The sequence below is a fragment of the Streptomyces sp. NPDC001728 genome (assembly GCF_040297565.1).
In the GTDB taxonomy this organism is placed as follows: Bacteria; Actinomycetota; Actinomycetes; order Streptomycetales; family Streptomycetaceae; genus Streptomyces.
In genome coordinates, this window is sequence record NZ_JBEOZK010000003.1 from 159,941 (window position 1) to 180,101 (window position 20,161).

At 72.5% G+C, this 20,161-nt stretch carries 19 protein-coding genes and 1 riboswitch; of the genes, 8 read left to right on the plus strand and 11 right to left on the minus strand.

Going from position 1 to position 20,161, the window contains the following annotated elements:
* Window positions 1–15: 15 nt before the first annotated feature.
* The 3 genes from ABT154_RS06170 to ABT154_RS06180 form a co-directional block, all read right to left on the minus strand.
* A complete protein-coding gene (locus ABT154_RS06170) occupies window positions 16–1,938 on the minus strand; it encodes an anthranilate synthase family protein (RefSeq protein WP_351853490.1) in 1,923 nt (640 codons plus the stop codon).
* 98 nt (window positions 1,939–2,036) lie between these two features.
* Window positions 2,037–2,093 (minus strand): trp operon leader peptide, encoded by a 57-nt coding sequence (locus ABT154_RS06175; protein ID WP_079044853.1) that lies wholly within the window; start codon window positions 2,091–2,093, stop codon window positions 2,037–2,039.
* A 105-nt stretch (window positions 2,094–2,198) separates the two neighbouring features.
* The gene (locus tag ABT154_RS06180) at window positions 2,199–4,976 is read right to left on the minus strand and encodes an N-acetylmuramoyl-L-alanine amidase (RefSeq protein WP_351853492.1); all 2,778 of its coding nucleotides are present in this window, start codon (window positions 4,974–4,976) and stop codon (window positions 2,199–2,201) included.
* 154 nt (window positions 4,977–5,130) lie between these two features.
* On the opposite strand from ABT154_RS06180, the gene ABT154_RS06185 reads away from it, so the two are divergent.
* Window positions 5,131–6,483 carry a class II 3-deoxy-7-phosphoheptulonate synthase gene (locus ABT154_RS06185; RefSeq protein ID WP_351853494.1) on the plus strand — a complete coding sequence of 451 codons (1,353 nt, stop codon included), beginning with the start codon at window positions 5,131–5,133 and terminating at the stop codon, window positions 6,481–6,483.
* A gap of 137 nt (window positions 6,484–6,620) precedes the next feature.
* Window positions 6,621–6,857, plus strand: coding sequence for a (2Fe-2S)-binding protein (locus ABT154_RS06190; protein WP_351853496.1), 237 nt, complete (start codon window positions 6,621–6,623; stop codon window positions 6,855–6,857).
* Window positions 6,858–6,899: 42 nt separating this feature from the next.
* Here the strand turns inward: ABT154_RS06190 and bfr are convergent, their stop codons facing one another.
* Window positions 6,900–7,376, minus strand: a complete 477-nt coding sequence (gene bfr / locus ABT154_RS06195; RefSeq protein WP_317876746.1) for a bacterioferritin — start codon at window positions 7,374–7,376, stop codon at window positions 6,900–6,902.
* A 177-nt stretch (window positions 7,377–7,553) separates the two neighbouring features.
* Here bfr and ABT154_RS06200 point away from each other — a divergent pair, with 177 nt between their 5' ends.
* Window positions 7,554–8,198 (plus strand): sulfite oxidase-like oxidoreductase, encoded by a 645-nt coding sequence (locus tag ABT154_RS06200; RefSeq protein WP_351853499.1) that lies wholly within the window; start codon window positions 7,554–7,556, stop codon window positions 8,196–8,198.
* Window positions 8,199–8,246: 48 nt separating this feature from the next.
* Here ABT154_RS06200 and ABT154_RS06205 read toward each other — a convergent pair whose 3' ends face one another.
* The 6 genes from ABT154_RS06205 to thiO form a co-directional block, all read right to left on the minus strand.
* Window positions 8,247–8,852, minus strand: a complete 606-nt coding sequence (locus ABT154_RS06205) for a DUF4396 domain-containing protein (RefSeq protein WP_351853502.1) — start codon at window positions 8,850–8,852, stop codon at window positions 8,247–8,249.
* A gap of 85 nt (window positions 8,853–8,937) precedes the next feature.
* The gene (locus tag ABT154_RS06210; RefSeq protein WP_351853505.1) at window positions 8,938–9,789 is read right to left on the minus strand and encodes a deoxyribonuclease IV; all 852 of its coding nucleotides are present in this window, start codon (window positions 9,787–9,789) and stop codon (window positions 8,938–8,940) included.
* Between the two features lie 6 nt (window positions 9,790–9,795).
* Complete coding sequence (gene pknB, locus ABT154_RS06215; RefSeq protein WP_351853507.1) at window positions 9,796–11,703, minus strand: Stk1 family PASTA domain-containing Ser/Thr kinase; 1,908 nt, start codon at window positions 11,701–11,703, stop codon at window positions 9,796–9,798.
* Window positions 11,704–11,835: 132 nt separating this feature from the next.
* Window positions 11,836–12,630 carry a thiazole synthase gene (locus tag ABT154_RS06220; protein ID WP_351853509.1) on the minus strand — a complete coding sequence of 265 codons (795 nt, stop codon included), beginning with the start codon at window positions 12,628–12,630 and terminating at the stop codon, window positions 11,836–11,838.
* A 5-nt stretch (window positions 12,631–12,635) separates the two neighbouring features.
* Window positions 12,636–12,836: a sulfur carrier protein ThiS gene (gene thiS, locus ABT154_RS06225; protein WP_351853512.1), complete on the minus strand. Its 201-nt coding sequence runs from the start codon at window positions 12,834–12,836 to the stop codon at window positions 12,636–12,638.
* The gene (gene thiO, locus ABT154_RS06230) at window positions 12,833–14,095 is read right to left on the minus strand and encodes a glycine oxidase ThiO (protein WP_351853513.1); all 1,263 of its coding nucleotides are present in this window, start codon (window positions 14,093–14,095) and stop codon (window positions 12,833–12,835) included. Before thiO ends, thiS begins: the two co-directional genes overlap by 4 nt.
* Window positions 14,093–14,206: riboswitch (TPP riboswitch) on the minus strand. (Overlaps the previous gene by 3 nt.)
* 82 nt (window positions 14,207–14,288) lie before the next feature.
* Between thiO and ABT154_RS06235 the strand changes: the two genes are divergently transcribed.
* From ABT154_RS06235 to ABT154_RS06255, 5 genes are all read left to right on the plus strand, one after another.
* The gene (locus tag ABT154_RS06235) at window positions 14,289–15,503 is read left to right on the plus strand and encodes an NAD(P)/FAD-dependent oxidoreductase (RefSeq protein ID WP_351853515.1); all 1,215 of its coding nucleotides are present in this window, start codon (window positions 14,289–14,291) and stop codon (window positions 15,501–15,503) included.
* A gap of 43 nt (window positions 15,504–15,546) precedes the next feature.
* A complete protein-coding gene (locus ABT154_RS06240) occupies window positions 15,547–15,912 on the plus strand; it encodes an Rv2175c family DNA-binding protein (protein WP_351853518.1) in 366 nt (121 codons plus the stop codon).
* Window positions 15,913–16,013: 101 nt separating this feature from the next.
* Window positions 16,014–16,667 (plus strand): thiamine phosphate synthase, encoded by a 654-nt coding sequence (gene thiE, locus ABT154_RS06245; protein WP_351853520.1) that lies wholly within the window; start codon window positions 16,014–16,016, stop codon window positions 16,665–16,667.
* 148 nt (window positions 16,668–16,815) lie between these two features.
* Window positions 16,816–17,733 carry a methylenetetrahydrofolate reductase [NAD(P)H] gene (gene metF / locus ABT154_RS06250; protein WP_317877064.1) on the plus strand — a complete coding sequence of 306 codons (918 nt, stop codon included), beginning with the start codon at window positions 16,816–16,818 and terminating at the stop codon, window positions 17,731–17,733.
* Window positions 17,734–17,787: 54 nt separating this feature from the next.
* The gene (locus ABT154_RS06255) at window positions 17,788–18,648 is read left to right on the plus strand and encodes a hypothetical protein (protein ID WP_351853522.1); all 861 of its coding nucleotides are present in this window, start codon (window positions 17,788–17,790) and stop codon (window positions 18,646–18,648) included.
* 62 nt (window positions 18,649–18,710) lie between these two features.
* On the opposite strand, the gene ABT154_RS06260 is transcribed toward ABT154_RS06255, so the two are convergent.
* Window positions 18,711–20,144 carry a phytoene desaturase family protein gene (locus ABT154_RS06260; RefSeq protein ID WP_351853525.1) on the minus strand — a complete coding sequence of 478 codons (1,434 nt, stop codon included), beginning with the start codon at window positions 20,142–20,144 and terminating at the stop codon, window positions 18,711–18,713.
* Window positions 20,145–20,161 lie beyond the last annotated feature (17 nt).

The window sequence follows — 20,161 nt, forward strand, 5'->3', positions numbered from 1 at the left end:
GACACCGTCGGACGTTCAGACCAGTACGCCCGCGAGCAGCGCGGCCGTCAGCGCCGCGCCCTCCGTCGTCAGCACCGACTCGGGGTGGAACTGCACCCCCGCGAAGCCCGGCCCGCGCAGCGCGTGCACCTCGCCGGTCTCCGCGTCCCGGCTCACCTCGATCCGGTGCAGCGCCAGCTCCGTCGCCGTCCGGTCGTCGCAGCGGGCGGTGAAGCTGTTGTAGAAGCCCACCGTCCGCTCCTGCCCGAAGAGGTCGATCCGCAGCTGGGCCCCCTGGAACGGGGTGCGCTTGCGGACGATCTCCAGGCCCAGTTCGGCGGCGATCAGCTCATGGCCGAGGCAGACGCCCAACAGACAGGGGCGGCCCGCAGGGCCTCGATGAGGGGCGGTGGTCGGGCGACCGGTGGGCCCTTGGTGCTCCCGCACCAGCTCGGCCGTCAGGCCGCGCAGGAAGCGCATCTTCGGGTCGGCGGCGTCCGAGGGGTCGCCGGGCCCGGGGCCCAGCACCACCGGCCCCTCGTGGGCGAGCGCCAGCTCGCGCAGCCCCGGCTCGTCGTAGCGGAGCACCGACACCTCCAGGCCCGAGGAGCGCAGCACGTGCGCCAGCATCGCCGTGAAGGTGTCCTCGGCGTCGATGACCAGTGCGTGGCCCGACAGTTCGGCCGACCGGGCCTGCATCCGCAGCCAGAACGGCGCGAGGTCCGCCCGGCGCGCGTCCAGGGCGGCCCGTACCCGCGGATCGTCGGCGAGCGCGGCGGCGGCCGGTGCCGCCCCGCCGGCCGGGCGGCCCTCCCGGACCCCGAGCGCGGTGAGCACCCCCGCCGCCTTGGCGTGGGTCTCGGCGACCTCGCCCGCCGGGTCCGAGTGCCGGACGAGCGTGGCACCGACCGGCACCCGCAGGCCCCCGTCGGGGGCGATGTCGGCGGTACGGATCAGGATGGGGGAGTCCAGGGTCTGGGCGCCGTTCGCGTCGGTGCCGAGGAGGGCGAGGGCCCCGGCGTAGTAGCCGCGCCCGCCCGCTTCGTGACGCTCGATCACACGGCAGGCGTTCTGCACCGGCGAGCCGGTGACGGTCGCCGCGAACATCGTCTCGCGCAGCACCTCGCGCACATCCAGGCTGGAGCGTCCGCGCAGCTCGTACTCGGTGTGGGCGAGATGGGCCATCTCCTTGAGCCGCGGTCCGATCACCACCCCGCCCATGTCGCCGACCGTGCACATCATCTTGAGTTCCTCGTCGACCACCATCGACAGCTCCTCGGTCTCCTTGCGGTCGGCGAGGAAGGCGAGCAGGCCGTCGGCGGTCGGGGCGGACCCGGCCGGGTAGCGGTACGTGCCGCTGATCGGGTTCATCACGACGGTGCCGCCGGTCATCCGGACGTGCACCTCGGGGCTGGCCCCGACGAGCGTCCGGTCGCCGGTGTGCACGACGAAGGTCCAGTACGCGCCCCGCTCGCCGGAGAGCAGCCGCCGGAAGAGGGCGAGCGCGTCGGCGCGGCCGAAGCCGGGGATCTGCCCGGTGTAGGTGCGCCGGATGACGAAGTTGGCGCCCTCGCCCGAGCCGATCTCCTCGTCGATGACCCGCCGCACGATCCCGGCGTACTCCTCGTCACTGATGTCGAAGCCGCCGTCCTCGACGGTCACGTCGTGCGCCGGAAGCTGCGCGAGGGCCTCGGCGAGCGGCAGTTCGTGGGTCTCGTCGGCGACCAGGACGGAGAGCGGGGTGCCGTCGTCGCGGACGTCGAAGCCGCGCTCCCTGATCTGTCGGAAGGGCACCAGGGCGAGTGTCGGCCGGGTGCCCACGGGCAGGTCCGCGAGGCGCTCGGCCTCGTGGACCCGGCCGATCAGGATCTCGACGGTGTCGTGGTCGCGGCCGGGGGTGCGGCGGCGCAGCAGGGCGAAGGGCGGGCAGGAGTCGTCGAGGAGACGGGAGAGGTCCATGGTCCGTCGTTCCTTCCGTCGGTGTGCGGAGAGGAACGGCCCCGGGTACGAGAAAGGCCGCCCTCTCGGGGCGGCCTGTGCGTTCGGTGTACGCGCGATCAGTGGGCCGCCGGGGGAGCGGTCCACCACCAGTTCTGGATCTGAGGCGCGAACATGCGAGCACTGTAGCCCAGCGGCACGCGGAACGGGGCCCGGTCCGCACCGTGGACGGTGCGAGCCGGGCCCCGTGAGCCGTTCGACTGCTGCGGTACCCGATCCGATCAGAAGATCATGTTGTAGATCTGCCAGCCGGGGCCGACCTGCACTCGGGCGGCGAAGGGGGCGGTGGGCTTGCCGGTGCCCTTGTAGAACCACATCGCGCCGTTGGACTCCCGGGCGACGAGGTCGACCTTGCCGTCGGCGTCCAGGTCGCTCGGACCCACCATGCTGTTGTAGGCGCCCCAGCCGCCGCCGACCCTGACGCGGGGTGCGAACGGCGTGGCGGGCTTGCCGGTGCCCTGGTAGTACCAGAGCACGCCGGTGGTGTCGCGGGCGACCATGTCGGCCCTGCCGTCACCGTTCAGGTCACCGGTGCTGATGAGCTGGTTGTACGTCTGCCAGCCACCGCCGACCCGGAGCCGGGTGGCGAACGGGACGGCCGGGTTGCCGGTGCCCTGGTAGTACCAGAGCACGCCCGACTTCTCCCGGGCGATCAGATCCGGCTTGGAGTCGCCGTTCAGGTCGCGGATGCCGAGGATCCGGTCGTAGACCTGCCAGCCGCCACCGGTCCTGAGCCGGGCCTTGAACGGCGAGGCGGGGTTGCCGCTGCCCTGGTAGTACCAGAGCGTGCCGGCGGCCTCGCGGGCCACCGCGTCACCGGTGCCGTCGGCGCGCAGCGCGGTCAGGGGCGTGATGGTGTCGTACGCGTTCCAGCCGCCGCCGACGCGGTAGCGGGAGAGGAACGCGCCGGTGCCGTTGCCCTGGTACTGCCAGAGGACACCGGAGGTGTCACGGGCCAGCAGGTTGTAGCGGTTGTTCGTGGCGACGGGGGCGGTGCCGGCCGCCTCCACGATGTCGCTCTGCTTCACCCAGGTGATCTTGTGGTGGAAGCGGATCGGCACGAACAGCGTGCTGCCGACGACGTTCCGCTGGGCGGAGCCGAACCAGTCGTCGCCCTTCACGGCGGGGCCGGCCTTCACATAGGACTGGCCGGCGGCGAAGGTGAACTTCGTCAGGAAGGCGTTCTCGTCGCCCGGGGCGGCGAGGCCGGCGGCCGTGTAGGCGGCGGTGTCGGGGAAGGCGCGGCCGAAGACGGCGGTCGAGTTCAGCCCGGCCTTGACCTTCACGGTCGTGGCGCCGCTCACGGGCACGGTGTACTGGCCGCCCGGGTTGTAGAACCAGGCCTTCTGGCCCGCGTACCAGATCGCGGTCCAGTCGGTCCGGGACTCGGCGACCACGTACGAGCCGCCCGCGCGGACCTTGTTGCCGTAGTTGGAGCCCTCGGACCACAGCGAGGTGAAGTACGGGTCCTTCAGCGTCGTCGCGCTCGTCGACGGCGAGGTGTAGAGGTAGCCGAAGTTGGCCGGACGCGGGGTGGCGGTGGTGGTGCCCGTGGTCAGCTTCGGCTGGTTGGCCGTGGTGAACGGCGGCACCACGCGGACCACCTGGCCGGCCCGGAGCAGACCGCCCGCGCCCTTGTCGCCCTGCGGGGCGCCCAGGAGGGACATGTAGTAGTTCCAGTCCCAGTACGGGCCCGCGTCCCAGTGGAGGCTCGCGACCCGGTTGTCGGTCTGGAGCGCCACCTCGTCGTGACCGATGATGTGCTCGCGGTCGATCGGGACGCCGAACCTGCTCGCCAGGAACTTCACCAGCTCGGCGGAGGAGCGGTACTGGGGCTCGGTGAACCAGCTCCCCTCCTTCATGGCGAAGCCCTCGTGCTCCACGCCGATGGCGTGCATGTTGAGCGTCCAGTTGCCCGCGTGCCACGCCAGCTGCTTGTTCTCCAGCATCTGGGTGACCTGGCCGTCCTGGGCCCGGATCAGGTAGTGCGCGCTGCCCGCGCCCTTCGGGTCGGTCAGCGTGTCCAGCGAGCCCTGGAAGGGGCCCTCGGTGTCGTGGATGACGATCTGCCGGATGTCGACGCCCTGGTTGGGGCGGTCGGCGGGCGTGTAGTTGCGCGCGCCGCCCGGGTCCGTGCGGACCGGCACGAAGGAGCAGTTCAGACTCGTCGGGCACTCGGGGGTCGGGGTCGCCGTCGTGGCGGCGAAGGTGGCCGCCAGCGGGACGTTCGAGGGCTTGACCGGCTCGGCCGACGGGTCGGCCGGCAGCGCGACCTGCTCGCCGTCCAGGGTGAGCGCCCGCTCGCCCTTCTTGATCGACGCGAAGACGCGCTTCGCGAAGAGGTCGGCGCCCTTCCGCTCCGGGGACTGGCTGTACCGGGCCACGGCCGGGTACCAGTCGCCCGGGTCGTCGGACAGCTCGGCGCCGGCCTGCTTCTGGTAGTCGGCGAGCAGCGCGGCACCGGCGCGGATGGAGGCCGCGGTGTCGTTCTGCACGGTCTCCGTGGAGCTGTCGATCAGCTCGGCGCCCCTGTCCAGAGTGTGCAGCCGCGGGTCGTCGGTGTCGACGACGGCCTTCTCCAGGATGCGGCGGACCAGCGCGCGGTCGAACTTCTTCTCGATCTCCGGGCGCCCGGAGCCGTTGAAGTGGTCGATCTGCTCGTCCGTGACCTTCTGGGCCACGTCGTCCGGGTCGACCTTCGTCAGACCCATGACGTTGTACGCGCCGGTGGTGCTGGGCTCTCCGTCGTGCGACTCCCAGCGGGTCTGCTGGTACGACACCGCCATCAGCACGCTCTGCGGCACGTCGAACTCACGCGCCGCGTTTGCGAACTGCGCCTGGAGGGAAGCGTCACTCGCGGACGTCTTGTCGCCCGCCGCGCCGAGGAGGCCCGGTGAGGCGACCGCGATGGTGCCGATCGTGGCGGTGGCGACGACAGCCGCCGCCGCTCCGTACAGGAGTCGTTTCTTCTTGCGGTCCCTGCGGTGCCTCTGGGTCACGCCCACCCCTGTGGTTCGACTGTTGTGTTGTGAAACGGGCCAGAGGGTAACACCACTCGATGGCATGAAGATCGGCGGGGGACATACCGGGCGCGCGTCTCAGTCACTGGGCAGACGGACAGGACTGGACGAAGAACCCCGTAATGTGGTGCACGTGACCGTGAACGCTGATTCCCACGCCGTCGCCGAGGCGACCTGGCGAGACCTGCCCGCGGCGCAGCAGCCCGAGTACCCCGATGCCGAGGCTCTGCGCGATGTGATCGCGGACCTCGAGTCGTATCCTCCGCTCGTCTTCGCCGGCGAGTGCGACCAGCTGCGCGCCCGGATGGGAGCCGTCGCCCGTGGCGAGGCGTTCCTGCTCCAGGGCGGCGACTGCGCCGAGGCCTTCGACGCCGTGTCCGCCGACCACATCAGGGCCAAGCTCAAGACGCTGCTCCAGATGAGCGCCGTCCTCACCTACGCGGCCTCCGTGCCCGTGGTAAAGGTCGGGCGCATCGCCGGCCAGTACTCGAAGCCCCGCTCCAAGGGCACCGAGACCCGCGACGGCGTGACCCTGCCGACCTACCGGGGCGACTCGGTCAACGGCTTCGCCTTCGACGAGAAGTCCCGCATCCCGGACCCCGAGCGCCTGAAGCGGATGTACAACGCGTCCGCCTCCACGCTCAACCTGGTGCGCGCCTTCACCACCGGTGGCTACGCCGACCTGCGCCAGGTGCACGCCTGGAACCAGGACTTCGTGAAGTCGTCCCCCTCGGGCCAGCGCTACGAGGCGCTCGCCCGCGAGATCGACAACGCGCTGAACTTCATGAAGGCCTGTGGCACCGACCCGGCCGAGTTCAAGGCCGTCGAGTTCTACGCCTCCCACGAGGCGCTGCTGCTCGACTACGAGGGCGCCCTCACCCGTACGGACTCGCGCACCGGCAAGCTGTACGACACCTCCGGCCACATGGTCTGGATCGGTGAGCGCACCCGCCAGCTCGACCACGCCCACATCGAGTTCGCCTCGCGCATCGCGAACCCGATCGGCATCAAGCTGGGCCCGACCACCTCGGTGGACGAGGCGCTGACGTACATCGACCGTCTCGACCCGGACCGCGAGCCGGGCCGGCTGACCTTCATCGTCCGCATGGGCGCCGACAAGGTCCGCGACAAGCTCCCCGAGCTGGTCGAGAAGGTCACCGCCTCCGGTGCGGCCGTCGTCTGGGTCACCGACCCGATGCACGGCAACACCTTCGAGGCCGCCTCCGGCCACAAGACCCGCCGCTTCGACGACGTGCTCGACGAGGTGAAGGGCTTCTTCGAGGTCCACAAGGCGCTGGGCACCCACCCGGGCGGCATCCACGTCGAGCTCACCGGTGACGATGTCACCGAGTGCGTGGGCGGCGGCGACGAGATCTTCGTCGACGACCTGCACCAGCGCTACGAGACGGCCTGCGACCCGCGTCTCAACCGCAGCCAGTCCCTGGACCTGGCGTTCCTGGTGGCGGAGATGTACCGCGATCAGTAAGCGGATACCTACGACGACGGGGCGCGGATCGATGTGATCCGCGCCCCATCGTCGTATCCGGTCTTTTGCGGCTCCCGCCGTGCCGGGTAAGGTTAGGTTAGGTTAGCCTAATCGATCACGGCGGGAGGTGAACCGCGTTGTACGTCTGCTCGTGCTTCGGCGTGACGGAGAAGCAGGTCAAGGACCATGCGGACGCGGGCGCCTGCACGCCCCGCCAGATCGCCTCGGCCTGCAAGGCCGGTACGGACTGCGGATCCTGCGTCCGTCGCATTCAGGCCATTCTCGGACGCGGCAACTGCCCGCGCCGCGAACTCGTGGACCAGGGGATGCCCGCCCTGACGGCGGAGGCCGTCGAACTGCCGGAAGCCGCTTAGCCCCGACCGCCCGGCCGGCGTCGGCCCGGCCCGTCCGCTCGGTCAGCTGGGCTGCTCGATCAGGGTCGAGATGTACAGCGCCTCACCCAGGGACTCGATCAGCTCCAGCTGGGTGTCCAGGTAGTCGATGTGGTGCTCCTCGTCGGCCAGGATCTCCTCGAAGAGGTTGGCGGACGTGACGTCCCCCTTGGCGCGCATGACCTCGATCCCGCGCCGCAGCCGGTCGATCGCCTCCACCTCGACCTGGCGGTCCGCCTGGAACATCTCGGTGAGGGTCTGGCCGACCCGTACGTGGAAGAGCCGCTGGTAGTTGGGCAGGCCGTCGAGCATCAGGATGCGCTCGGTCAGCTTGTCCGCGTGCTTCATCTCGTCGATGGACTCTTCGCGGGTGTACTTGGCGAGCTTCGTCCAGCCCTTGTCGTCCTGGATGCGGTAGTGCAGCCAGTACTGGTTGATGGCCGTCAGCTCGCCGGTCAGCTGCTCGTTGAGAAACTCGAGGACCTCGGGGTCGCCCTGCATCGCAGAGGCTCCTTCCACGTTCCGTGTCTATGCCGTCACCGGGCGGGATGGCCGCATCCTCGCACCCCGAATGGGGGGCGTCCAGTAAGTGCAGGCTTAGTGGGAGTTGCCCGAATCATGACGCCCGGAAGGTAGCCTGGTCATGACCACCCCTCGCGGTCTGTCACCATGGATGACATGGGTCAGCCGGAGAGCGGAGCACACCGGGAAGCGGGTCAGCCGGATCGTTCGCCGGACCTTCCGCCGGGTCAGCGGCTCCAGCGCGGCTGGCCGGTCACCCATTACGGGCCCGTCCCCAAGTTCAAGCCGGACCGCTGGGAGTTCCGCGTCTTCGGCGCGACGGCCGACGGTGACAAGCGGTGCTGGAACCACGAGGAGTTCTCGGCCCTCCCCTTCTCCACGGTCGTGGCCGATCTGCACTGCGTCACGAAGTTCAGCATGCTCGGCGCCGAGTGGGGCGGCGTGGCCGCCCGCACGGTACTGGAGCTCGCCCCGCCCGCGCCCTCGGCGACCCATGTGATGGTCTGGGCCGAGTACGGCTACAGCGCCAACATGCGGCTCGCCGACTTCGCCGCCGACGGCACGATCTTCGCCACCCACAAGGACGGGGAGCTGCTCACCGCCGAGCACGGCTTCCCGCTGCGTCTCGTCGTCCCGCACCTGTACGCCTGGAAGGGGCCCAAGTGGGTCCGGGGCGTGGAGTACATGGCCGCCGACCGCCGGGGTTTCTGGGAGGAGCGCGGCTACCACAACCTCGGTGACCCGTGGGCGGAGCAGCGCTACTCGTACCAGGAGGAACCGGGCGACGGCCCGGAGCTGTAGCGCTCCGGGCCGTGCGGTGGGGTCGTCGTCCGGTGGCGTGCGGGCCGTTCAGTGGTGGTACTGGTGGACCACCGCGTGGCCCTTGCCGCGGCCGATCATCCACTTGTTGACCGGGGTGGTGATCACGAAGGCGGCGGCGAGCGCGATGGCGAGCACGATCCAGAAGAGCGGCTCGTCCAGGTGCGCGTCCATGGCGCCGGGCCAGAGGGCGATGACGCCGTTGTCGATGATCTCCATGACCGCGATGGAGAGGGTGTCGGCGGCCAGCGCGACCTTGAAGGCCGTCCTGAAGTCGACGCCGGCGGTCAGGATGCCGCGCAGGGTGAGCGCGTAGCCGAAGAAGAAGGCCAGGACGATCGCGAGGATCATCGTCTGGGTGTTGCTCCAGACGAGCGCGGTGCCGATCATCATGCCGAGGATCTCGCCGATGGCGCAGCCGGTGAGGCAGTGCAGCGTGGCCTTCGCGGCCATGGACCAGGAGACCTTGCCGGGGGCGTGGTGGGCGCCGTGCTGCTCGCCCGCCGAGTGGCCGGCGTGCCCCTCGTGTCCCACCATGTGACCGCTGTGGTCCGCGTGGCTGGTGTGGTCGGTGTGCCCCGCGTGGTCGGTGGTGTCGGTGCCGTGTTCGTGATGGGCGTGCGCGTCGTGCTGCATCGGGTGCCCCCAAGGTCGGGTAGCGGTTCCTGCCGTTACAGGAACCGTATACCCCCCTGGGGTATTCCTCAACGCGAAATCGGGGTCAGTCCCTCAGCTTCTTGAGCAGCTCCACGTCCGCGAGGTGACCCGCCTTGCCGCCGGGCGTCTCGATGATCAGGGGGACGCCGTCGGTCGCCGGGTGCCGGAGCAGGTTCCGGAAGCCGTCCTCGCCGATGTGGCCCACGCCGATGTTGGCGTGCCGGTCCTTGCGCGCGCCGACGACGTCCTGCGAGTCGTTGGCGTGGATCAGTTTCAGCCGTCCCTCGCCCACGGTCTCCACCAGCTGGTCGAGCGTCTGCGCGGCGCCGTGCGGGCCGGTCAGATCGTGGCCCGCGGCGAAGATGTGGCAGGTGTCCAGACAGATCCCGAGCTTGGGGTGCCGGTCGAGCGCGTCGAAGTACGGACCGAAGTCCTCCGCGCGCGAGCAGAGCGAGAAGCCCTGGCCCGCCGTCGATTCGAGGAGCAGGAACGGGTCGTCGTCGTGCGTCAGCTCGTCGAGCAGCGGCAGCAGCAGCTCCCGGACCTGCGCGAGCGCCACCGCGCGCGTGCGGCCCCCGGTCGCCGAGCCGGTGTGCACCACCACGCCCTTCGCGCCGATCTCCCGGCCGCGCCGCAGCGAGTGCCGCATCGACTCGACCGACTTCTCGGCGGTGGCCTCCGTGTGGGAGCCGAAATTGATCAGATACGGGGCGTGCACCCAGGCCGAGATCGACTCGGCCTCGCACTCGGCCCGGAACCGCTCGTCCTGGGCCGGGCTGCCGGCCGGGGTCGCCCAGCCGCGCGGATTGGCGGCGAAGACCTGCACGGTCTCCGCGCCCAGCTCGCGGGCGTAACCGAGGCCGACGGTGGCGAGGCCACCCGCCACCGGGACGTGGCCGCCGACGGGATTGCGCATCAGTTCCTACAGCCCCTTGATCGTGATCGTGACGGTGGAGCCCTCGGGCGCGGTGGAGCCGCCCTCCACGGACTGGCCCGAGACCGTGTCGCCGAGGTAGGGGAAGGACTTCTTGACCTCCACCTCGAAGCCCGCGTCCTCCAGCGCCGTCCGCGCCTCGTCGGTCGAACTGCCGGTGACGTCCGGGACCGGGACCAGCTTCGGGCCCTTGGAGACGGTCAGGGTGATCGTGTCGCCCTCGGCGGCCCGGCTGCCCTCGGCGAGGGACTGGGCCGCGACGGCGCCGGCGTCCTCGGGCGAGTTGACCCGCTCCGGGGCGACCCGGACGGTGAGCCCGGCCTCCTGGAGCGTCGCCGTGGCGTCCTCGACCGTCTCGCCCGTCATGTCCGGCACATCGATCGGCGAGCCCTTGCTGACCACCAGGGCCACGGCCGAGTCGGGTGCGCGCTCGGTGCCGGGCTCCGGGTCGGAACCGATCACGGAGCCCTGGTCGACGGTCTCGCTGAACGAGCTGGTGATCACCCCGACCGCCAGGCCCTGCTGCTCAAGGGTGCGTCGGGCCTCGGCGAGCGGCTTGTTCCTGAGGTTGGGCACCTTCACGGTCTCCGGGCCCCGGGAGAGGGTCAGGGTGACCGCGCCGCCGCCCCGGAGGCGCTCGCCGGGTGCCGGGTCGACGGCCATGACGGTGCCGCGCTCGTACACCTCGCTGAACGCGCGCTTCGTCGTGCCGACCTCCAGGCCGGCGTCGGCGATCCGCTTCGTCGCGACGGCCTCGGTCTGGCCGAGCACCGCGGGGACGCGGGTGAACTGGCCGGAATTGATGTACCAGACACCGGTGCCCAGGCCGAGGGCGAGCAGCACGCCGACGACGAGGAGGAGCGGGCCGCGCGGCGGCCGGCGGCGGCGGGCGGTCGCCGGGGGCGGCTCCGGCTCCGGCATCCGGTTGGTGTGCAGCACCTCCTGGGCGTCCGCCTCGGCCGGTACGGCCCGGGCGATCACACTGGTCCGGTCCTCGGTGGTGCTCCGGTCCTCGGACCGCGCCTGCGGGGGTACGGCGTCCAGCTGGGCGTCGCCGAGCCGGGAGCGGGCCTCGCGGGCCAGGCCGAGCAGGGCGACGGCGTCGTGCGGGCGGACGTCGGGGTTGCGGGCGGTGGCCGCCGCGACCAGCCCGTCCAGCTCCGGGGCGAGCCCGGGGACGGTGGCGGAGGGGGCGGGCACATCCATGTGGAGGTGCTGGTAGAGCACCTGCGCGGGGGTGTCGCCGGAGTGCGGCTTGCCGCCGGTCAGCATCTCGTACAGGACGACACCGCAGGCGTACACGTCGGCGCGGGTGTCGGCGGTGCCGTGCTCGATCTGCTCCGGCGCCAGATAGGAGACGGTCCCGAGGACCGAGCCGGTGGTGGCGGTCGCCGAGCCCACCGCCCGTACGAGACCGAAGTCGGCGACCTTCACCCGGCCGTCGTCCCCTATCAGGACGTTCTCCGGCTTCATGTCCCGGTGGACGAACCCGGCCCGGTGCGCGGCGCCGAGCGCGGCGAGCACCGGCTCCAGGATGTCCAGGGCGGCCCGGGGCGCGAGCGCCCCGCGCTCGCGCAGCACGTCCCGCAGGGTGCAGCCGGCGACGTACTCCATGGCCAGGTACACGTACGCGCCCTCGGCGCCCTGGTCGAAGACCCCGACGACATTGGGGTGGGAGAGCCGGGCGACGGACTTCGCCTCGCGGATGAACCGCTCGACGAAGGCGGCGTCGGTCGCGAGCGCCGGGTGCATCACCTTGAGCGCGAGGACGCGGTCGAGGCGGGTGTCGACGGCCCGGTAGACCGTGGCCATCCCGCCGACGGCGATGCGCGCGTCGACGCGGTAGCGGCCGTCGAGCAGCCGCCCGACGAGGGGGTCCTGAAGGGTCGTGTCCACGGCGTCGAGTCTACGAGCCGTGGACCCGGCCCCCGCGCGGATGCCCCGGTACTGCAGCGCAGCTGTGACGAGCGCCGCACCGGCACCGTACGAGCACCGCGCGGGGGCGTACGGGCCCGGCGGCCCTCCGGATCAGAACGCCGGGCGTTCCGGGTCCAGGGCGGCGCGGCCCGCCACCGGCGAGGACGCCTCGGCGAAGTGGCGGCGGGGGATGCGGCCCGCCCGGTGGGCCAGCCGGCCCGCCTCGACCGCGTGCCGCATCGCCGCGGCCATCAGGACCGGCTCCTGCGCCCGGGTCACCGCCGAGGCCAGCATCACCGCCGCGCACCCCAGCTCCATCGCGAGTGCCGCGTCCGATGCGGTGCCCGCGCCCGCGTCGAGGATCACCGGCACCCCGGCCCGCTCCGCGATCAGCTGGAAGTTGTGCGGGTTGCGGATGCCGAGGCCGGAGCCGATGGGGGAGCCGAGCGGCATGATCGCCGCGCACCCCGCGTCCTCCAGCTTGCGCGCGAGGACCGGGTCGTCGTTGGTGTAGGGGAGCACGGTGAAACCGTCGTCGACCAGGGTCTCGGCGGCGGCGAGGAGTTCCTCCCCGTCGGGGAGGAGGGTCCGCTCGTCGGCGACGACCTCCAGCTTGATCCAGTCGGTGCCGAGCGCCTCCCGGGCCAGCCGGGCCGTGAGGACGGCCTCGCCCGCCGTGTAGCAGCCCGCCGTGTTCGGCAGGACCCGGATGCCGAGCCGGTCCAGGACGGAGAGGACCGAGCCCTGGACGGTCGGGTCCAGGCGCCGCATCGCGACCGTGGTCAGCTCCGTGCCGCTGGCGATCAGCGAGCGTTCGAGCACGTCGAGGCTGGGCGCCCCGCCGGTGCCCATGATCAGGCGGGACGAGAACTCCGTACCTCCGAGGGTGAACACGTCGTCGGACATCGCGCTCAGCCCCCCTGCACCGCGGTGAGGACCTCGACCCGGTCGCCCTCGCCGAGCGGCGTCGCCGCCCACTCGCCGCGTGGCACCACCGTCTCGTTGAGGGCGGCGGCGACCCCGGAGCGGGCCGGGGTCAGGGTGGCGACGAGGGCGTCGAGGGAGAGGGGGCCGGAGAGCACGCGGGCTTCCCCGTTCACGGACACGTTCATGCGGGCTGCTCCTGACGTACGGGAGGAGTGGTGGAGAAACGGCGGGGGGTGAAGGGGCGCGCCTCGTCGGGGAGGGCGCCCGTGGTGAGCACCTCGGCCATGACGTCGCCGGTGACGGGGGTGAGCAGCACCCCGTTGCGGTAGTGGCCGGTGGCCAGGTGCAGGCCGGGCAGGGCGGTGGGGCCGAGCAGCGGCGCGTTGTCGGGGGAGCCCGGGCGCAGGCCCGCCAGGGTCTCGGTGAGCGGCAGCTCGGTGATGCCGGGGACCAGCTCGTGGGCGTCGCGGAGCAGTTCGTACACCCCGCCGGCGGTGACCGTCGTGTCCCAGCCGAGTTCCTCGCTGGTGGCGCCGACGACCAGTTCGCCGTTCTCGCGGGGCACCAGATAGACGTGGCTGCCGCGGACGACCGCCCGGACGGTACGGGAGAGGAAGGGGGCGTACGGGGTGGGCACCCGCAGCCGCAGCACCTGGCCCTTCACCGGGCGGACCGGCGGAAGCACCTCGGGCGGCACGCCCGCGAGGCGCCCGCTCAGGCTGCCCGCGGCGAGCACGACCTGGTCGGCGGTCAGCTCCCGGCCGCCGTCGAGCACGACACCGCGCGCCCGGTCCCGTACCACCGTCAGGCTCCGCGCGACGGCGCGGTGGAAGACCACCCCGGCGCGTTCGCAGGCGACGAGGAGCGCGACGGCGAGCCGGCGCGGGTCGACCTGATGGTCACCGTCCACCCGCAGTCCGCCGCGCACCCCCGGGGCGAGCATCGGTTCGAGGCGGCGGCAGTCGCGGCCGCTGAGCCACTCCGAGGTGAGCCCGCAGCGGGTCTGGAGGGCGTGGAGTTCGCGCAGGTGGGCCCGGTCGTCGGCGTCGAGGGCGACAGCGAGGGTGCCGCAGGCCCGGTAGCCGACGTCATGGCCGGTCGCCTCCCGGAGCTCGGCGACGAACGCCGGGTACCGGGCGGCGGAGGCGAGGTTGAGCCCGAGCAGGGTCTCCTCGCCGTAGTGGAGTTCGGTGACGGCGGCGAGCATCCCGGCCGCGACCCGTGCGGCGCCGCCGCCGGGGTCGGGGTCGACGACGGCGGTGCGCAACCCGCGCCGGGCGGCCCGCCAGGCGGTGACGAGGCCGATGACGCCGCCGCCGACCACGAGGACGTCGGACGGACGGTCATCCGGCGCGCGGGCATCGGTCGCGCGGGCATCGGTCGCGCGGACATCGGACACATGGACCTCTGGCGCGTGCGGCGCCTGGACCTCGGAAGAACGCATGGGCGTCCAGCCCCTCCCTTCGCCGGCATGACCCGGATCAGGTTCGTACGGTCGGAGGCCGTCCCAGCCTCCCTCTCAGCCCGGTGCGTCCGGGCTCCCGCGAGTGCTTTACGCCCGCCAGACTAGCCGCAGGCCCGGTGCGGTCCCAGGCCCCACCCTTCCTGACGGTCCGTCAGATGCGTAAGGTGGTCAGGTGAGCGAGCAGAAGCAGCCCCAGCAGCATGTCGTGATCGTCGGCGCCGGGATGGCGGGCGTCCAGACCGCCGTCGCCCTGCGCGAACAGGGCTTCACCGGCCCCGTGACCCTCATCGGGGCCGAACCCCACCAGCCCTACGACCGGCCCCCGCTCTCCAAGGCCGTCCTCCTCGGCAAGGCCGAGGACTCCGCCTTCGACATCGACTTCGAGGACCTCCGCGTCGACCTCCGCCTCGGCCTCGACGTCACCGGACTGCGCGCCGCCGACCACGAGATCGACACCGAGGCAGGACCCCTCGGCTACGACACCCTGGTCGTCGCCACCGGCGCCCACCCCGTCACCCTGCCCGGCGGCGAGGGCGTCCCCGGGGTCCACCTGCTGCGCACCCTCGACGACGCCGTGCGCCTCGGACCCGTCCTGGAGCGCCGCCACGACGTCGTGGTGGTCGGCGCCGGATGGATCGGCGCCGAGTTCGCCACCGCCGCACGCGCCGCCGGCTGCGCCGTCACCGTCGTCGAGGCCGCCGGCCGCCCCCTCGCGGGCGCCCTGCCCGCCGAGGTCACCACCCCGATGGCCGAGTGGTACGGGGCGAACGGCGCCGAACTCCTCACCGACGCGCGCGTGGCCGCCGTCGAACCCGGCCGGGTCGTCCTCGACGACGGCCGCGAGCTGCCCGCCGACGCCGTCGTCGTCGGCATCGGCGCCCGCCCCGCCACCGGCTGGCTGACCGGCTCCGGCATCGCCCTCGACCCGAGCGGCGCGGTCACCGCCGACGACCGGCTGCGCACCTCCCTGCCCGATGTGTACGCCGTCGGCGACTGCGCCTCCTTCCCCTCCGCCCGCTACGGGGAACGGCTCCTCGTCCACCACTGGGACAACGCCCTCCAGGGCCCCCGCACGGTCGCCGAGGCGATCACCGGCGCCGGCGACGCGCCCTACGACCCCGTCCCGTACTTCTGGTCCGAGCAGTTCGGCCGCTTCGTCCAGTACGCCGGCCACCACGCCCACGCGGACGAGCTGCTCTGGCGCGGGGACCCGGCGGACGAGGCCTGGTCCGTGCTCTGGCTGCGGGCCGGGGTGCCGGTCGCCCTGCTCGCCGTCGGCCGCCCGCGCGACCTGGCCCAGGGGCGCAAGCTCATCGAGACGGCCACCGCCGTCGATCCCGCCCGCGCGGCGGACCCCTCCGTACCCCTGAAGGCGGCCGTCCGGTAGGGCCCGACTACCGGCTGTCGGTCCGGGATGGCAGGCTTGTCCTGTGACCGAGATTGACGTAAAGATCGATGCGCTCGTCCCCGCCTGGCTCTACGTGCCCGACATCGCGGAGATGCTCGATGTGGAGGTGACGCGCGTGCGCCAGCTGATCAAGGAAGGTCAGCTCATCGCCGTGCGCCGCGGCGAGAACAACGCCCTGCAGATCCCCGCCGCCTTCATCCAGGGCGACAAGATCGTCAAGGGGCTCGTCGGGCTCCTGACCGTGCTGCGGGACGACGGCTTCACCGACGCGGAGATGCTGGAGTGGCTCTTCACTCCGGACGAGAGCCTGCCGGGCACACCCGCGCAGGCGCTCAACGAGAACCGTGGCACGGAGGTGAAGCGCCGCGCCCAGGCGCTCGCCCTCTGACGCCCACACGCACCGAAGACACCACCAGCGGGTGTCGCGGCGACCGGCCCCCGACGGGCCGGTCGCCGCGACACCGGCGACACCGACGGGGGAATCCACCCATGCCCACGCCTCGTGAGCGGCTTGCCGACGCCCGGCTCTACCTCTGCACCGACGCCCGGAAGCGCCAGGGCGACCTGCCCGCCTTCCTCGACGCCGTTCTCTCCTCCGGCGTCGACATCGTGCAGCTCCGCGACAAGGGCATGGAGGCCGGCGAGGAGCTGGACCACCTGGCCGTCCTCGCCGACGCCGCCCGCCGCCACGGCAAGCTCCTCGCGGTGAACGACCGGGCCGACGTCGCCCACGCCATCGGCTCCGACGTGCTCCACCTCGGGCAGGGCGACCTGCCTGTGCCCGCCGCCCGCGCGATCCTCGGCGAGGAGGTCCTGATCGGCCGCTCCTGCCACGCCGAGAGCGAGGCCGCCGCGGCAGCCGTCGAACCGGGCGTCGACTACTTCTGCACCGGGCCCTGCTGGCCCACCCCCACCAAGCCGGGGCGGTACGCGCCGGGGCTCGACCTCGTGCGGTACGCGGCCGGCCTGGCCCAGGACCGGCCCTGGTTCGCCATCGGCGGCATCGACGAGACCAATCTCGATCAGGTCCTGGACGCCGGAGCGCGCCGGATCGTGGTCGTCCGGGCGATCACCGAGGCCGACGACCCGGCCGCGGCGACGGCCGCGCTCGCCAAGCGGGTGCGGGAGCGCGCCGGGGCGTAGCGCCCGCGGACGAAGGTGCCCGCGCGCCAAGGCGCACGGGCGGGAGCGGGTCCGTTCGAGGGACCTCCCGGCGGCGATGTGTCCGAAAAGGTGTCCATCACTCGGACATCGATGACGTCGTTCGCCGGAGCCCGTCTAACCTGCCCGTATGGCCCTTGGTACCGCTTCCGTCCGCTCGGACCGCGCCCGCACGGTCCGCGAGATCCTCGCCTCCGGCGGCACGTCGTACTCCTTCGAGTTCTACGCGCCCCGGACCGAGAAGGGCGAGCAGGTCCTCTGGAACGCGATGCGCCGGGTCGAGGCCGTCGGGCCGAGCTTCGTCTCCGTGACCTACGGGGCGGGCGGCACCACCCGCCGCGGCACCGTGAAGGCGACCCAGAAGATCGCCTCCGACACCACGCTCACCCCCGTCGCCCACCTCACCGCCGTCGACCACTCGGTCGCCGAGCTGCGCAACGTCCTCGGCCAGTACGCCGACGCCGGCATCCGCAACATGCTCGCGCTGCGCGGCGACCCGGCGGGCGACCCGCTGGGCGAGTGGGTCGAGCACCCCGAGGGCGTGAAGTACGCCGCCGACCTGGTCCGGCTGATCAAGGAGTCCGGCGACTTCTGCGTGGGCGTCGCCGCCTTCCCCGAGATGCACCCCCGGTCCGCCGACTGGGACTCGGACATCCGGCACTTCGTGGACAAGTGCCGGGCGGGCGCCGACTACGCGATCACCCAGATGTTCTTCGACCCTGAGGCCTATCTCCGGCTCCGCGACAGCGTCGCCAAGGCGGGCTGTGAGACCCCGATCATCCCCGAGGTCATGCCCGTCGTGAATGTGAAGACCCTCGACCGGCTGCCCCAGTTGAGCAACGCCGCCTTCCCCCCGGACGTGAAAGACCGCATCCTCGCCGTCAAGGACGATCCCGCCGCTGTACGCTCCATCGGTATCGAGTTCGCGACGGAGTTCTGCGCGCGGCTGCTCTCCGAGGGTGTCCCCGGACTGCACTTCATCACGCTGAACAGCTCCACCGCGACGCTCGAGATCTACGAGAATCTCGGACTGCACCAGCAGTCGTGACCGGTCGTACCCGCCCCGACCCGCGGCGGTGACCGTGGAGAGGGGCGGCGGGGCATGGGGTGGACGGTCCTCTACATCGCGTTCGGCGTGGTTGCGCTGTGGTTGCTGGGGGAGGTGCTCCTCCAGTACAAGGCACGGCTGCGCTGGCGACTACTCGCCTTCACCGGTTTCCTCGGCGTGGTCCTCGGCGTGCTGCTGCCCTCCGTGGCGGTGATCGTCGCCGGGGCGGTCGCCTTCGCCGTCGGCCAGACCTATGTGACGCTCTCCTTCCGCCGCGGCTTCTCCACCGGCTGGGCGATCGGCGGCAGGCCGGGCGCCAGCCGCCGGCGCCGCTCGGGCGCTCCGGCGCAGGCCGGGCCCACCCTTGAGGTCACCGAGCTGTCCTACGAGGGCGAGGAGTCCCCGTACCCCGGTCCGGGCGAGGCGGGCGAACCGGTCGCCGCCGAGACCACCGCGGTCTACGAGCCCCTGCCGCTGCCCGAGGACACCGGCCAGTACGGGGTCTACGGCGGCGGGCACGACACGGGCCACGACGCCGGTCACGGTGCCGCCGCCCACAGCACCGGCTACACGACGGGGTACGCGACCCCGGGCCACGACCCGTACGCGCCGGGGTACGACCAGCAGCAGCCGGCCTACGGCTACGACACCGCGGGGCAGCAGCAGTACGCCGCCTACTCCGACCCGTACATCGGTCCGGGCACGGACGCCCAGCAGTACGGCACGTACTACGGCGACTCCTACGCCCCCTCGTACACCTACGACACGCCGCCCGGCGGGGTCTGGGTGCCGCAGCAGCGCGACACCGACCAGCCCGTCCAGCCCCAGCCGCAGCAGCCGCCCCACCAGCAGCAGGGTCCCGAGCAGTACGGCTGGGAGCCGCACCCGGACGACCAGCAGCAGCACCGGTACTGAGCGACCGTCGGGGGCCCACCGGCCCCCGACCCCACCCCGACGTCCGCCCGCCCCGGCAGCCCCTACTGGGAGCCGCGGAAGTCCGTTCCCTCCACGATCAGTCCGGCCACCAGGGCGCCCGACATGCCCGCGTGGGCGAGACCGCCGCCCGGGTGCGACCAGCCGCCCGCGAACCAGAGGCCCGGCAGCGGCGAGCGGTTGTCGGCGGGCAGCAGCAGCCCCCGGGCGCCGGCCAGCGCCGGCCCCGGCACCTCGGCCGCGCCGGTGTCCCGCCGTACGTCCTCAGGAGTGCGGACGTGGCGCCACAGCAGGCGCTCCGCGAGATCCGGCACCGCGAGCCCGGCGGCCTCGGTCATCCGCCCGGCGAAGGCCTCCCAGTCCTGCCCGGGGGAGGTACGGACCGTCGCCGTGACCGTCACCGACTCGTGCTCCGCGTCGGGGCGCAGCGCCGGGTCGTCCGGGCGCAGCACCGTCACCGTCGGCCGCCCGCCGGCCGCGTGCACGACCGTGCGATGGACCGCCGCCGTCTCCCTGGGCCCGCGCAGGGCCAGACAGACCGTCACCCGGCCCGTCCCGGTGACCTGGTGGTGCGGGAGGTCGTCGCCGTGGCCCCGCTCGACGACATGGTCCCGGTAGAGGCTGGGCACCGGGGCGCCCGAGACGACGTGACCGGCCTCGACCGTCTCTCCTCCGGCGAGCCGGACGCCCACGGCGCGGCCGTCCTTCTCCATGACGTCCGCCACGGGCGAGTCGAAGACGAACTCGACCCGGCGCTTCCGGCACCGCTCGTACACCGCGTCGGCCAGCGCCCGCAGGCCCCCGCCCACGTACCAGCTGCCGAAGGTCTGCTCCATGTACGGCAGGACGGCGGCCGAGGCCGGGGCGGTGGCCGGGTCGAAGCCGTACGCCCGGGCGTACGCGTCGAGCAGGGCGATGAGCCGGGGGTCGCGCAGCTCGCGCGTCCCGATCTGCGCCAGCGTGGTCGTCGGGCGGCGCAGCAGCCCGGCCTTGAGCGCCGGGTACGGGTCGGCGGCCGGTGGTGCGGGGTTCTTCGGCTGCGGTTCTTCCAGGAGGGGGCGGCGGGTGCGGTCCCAGGCCTCGCGGGCCCGCACCAGGAACGCGCCCCAGCGCTCGCCCGCGCCCGCGCCGAGCGCCGCGTCCAGGGCGGCGACCGTGCCGGCCCGGGAGGCGTTCGGCAGGTCCACGCGGGTGCCGTCGGCGAAGACATGACGGCTCGCCGGGTCGACCTGCGTCAGCGTGACGCACTCCTCCAGCGGTTCCTTGCCGGTCTTCACGAACAGGTCCCGGTAGACGGCCGGCAGGTGCAGCAACCCAGGGCCCGTGTCGAAGGCGAACCCGTCCCGCTCGAACCGGCCGACCGCGCCGCCGTACGTCGCCGTCCGCTCGTACACCGTCACCCGGTGGCCCGCCACGGCCAGCCGGGCCGCCGCCGACATGGCGCCGAGTCCCGCGCCGATCACCACAATCCGTGCCATGCCAGCGACCCTATCCG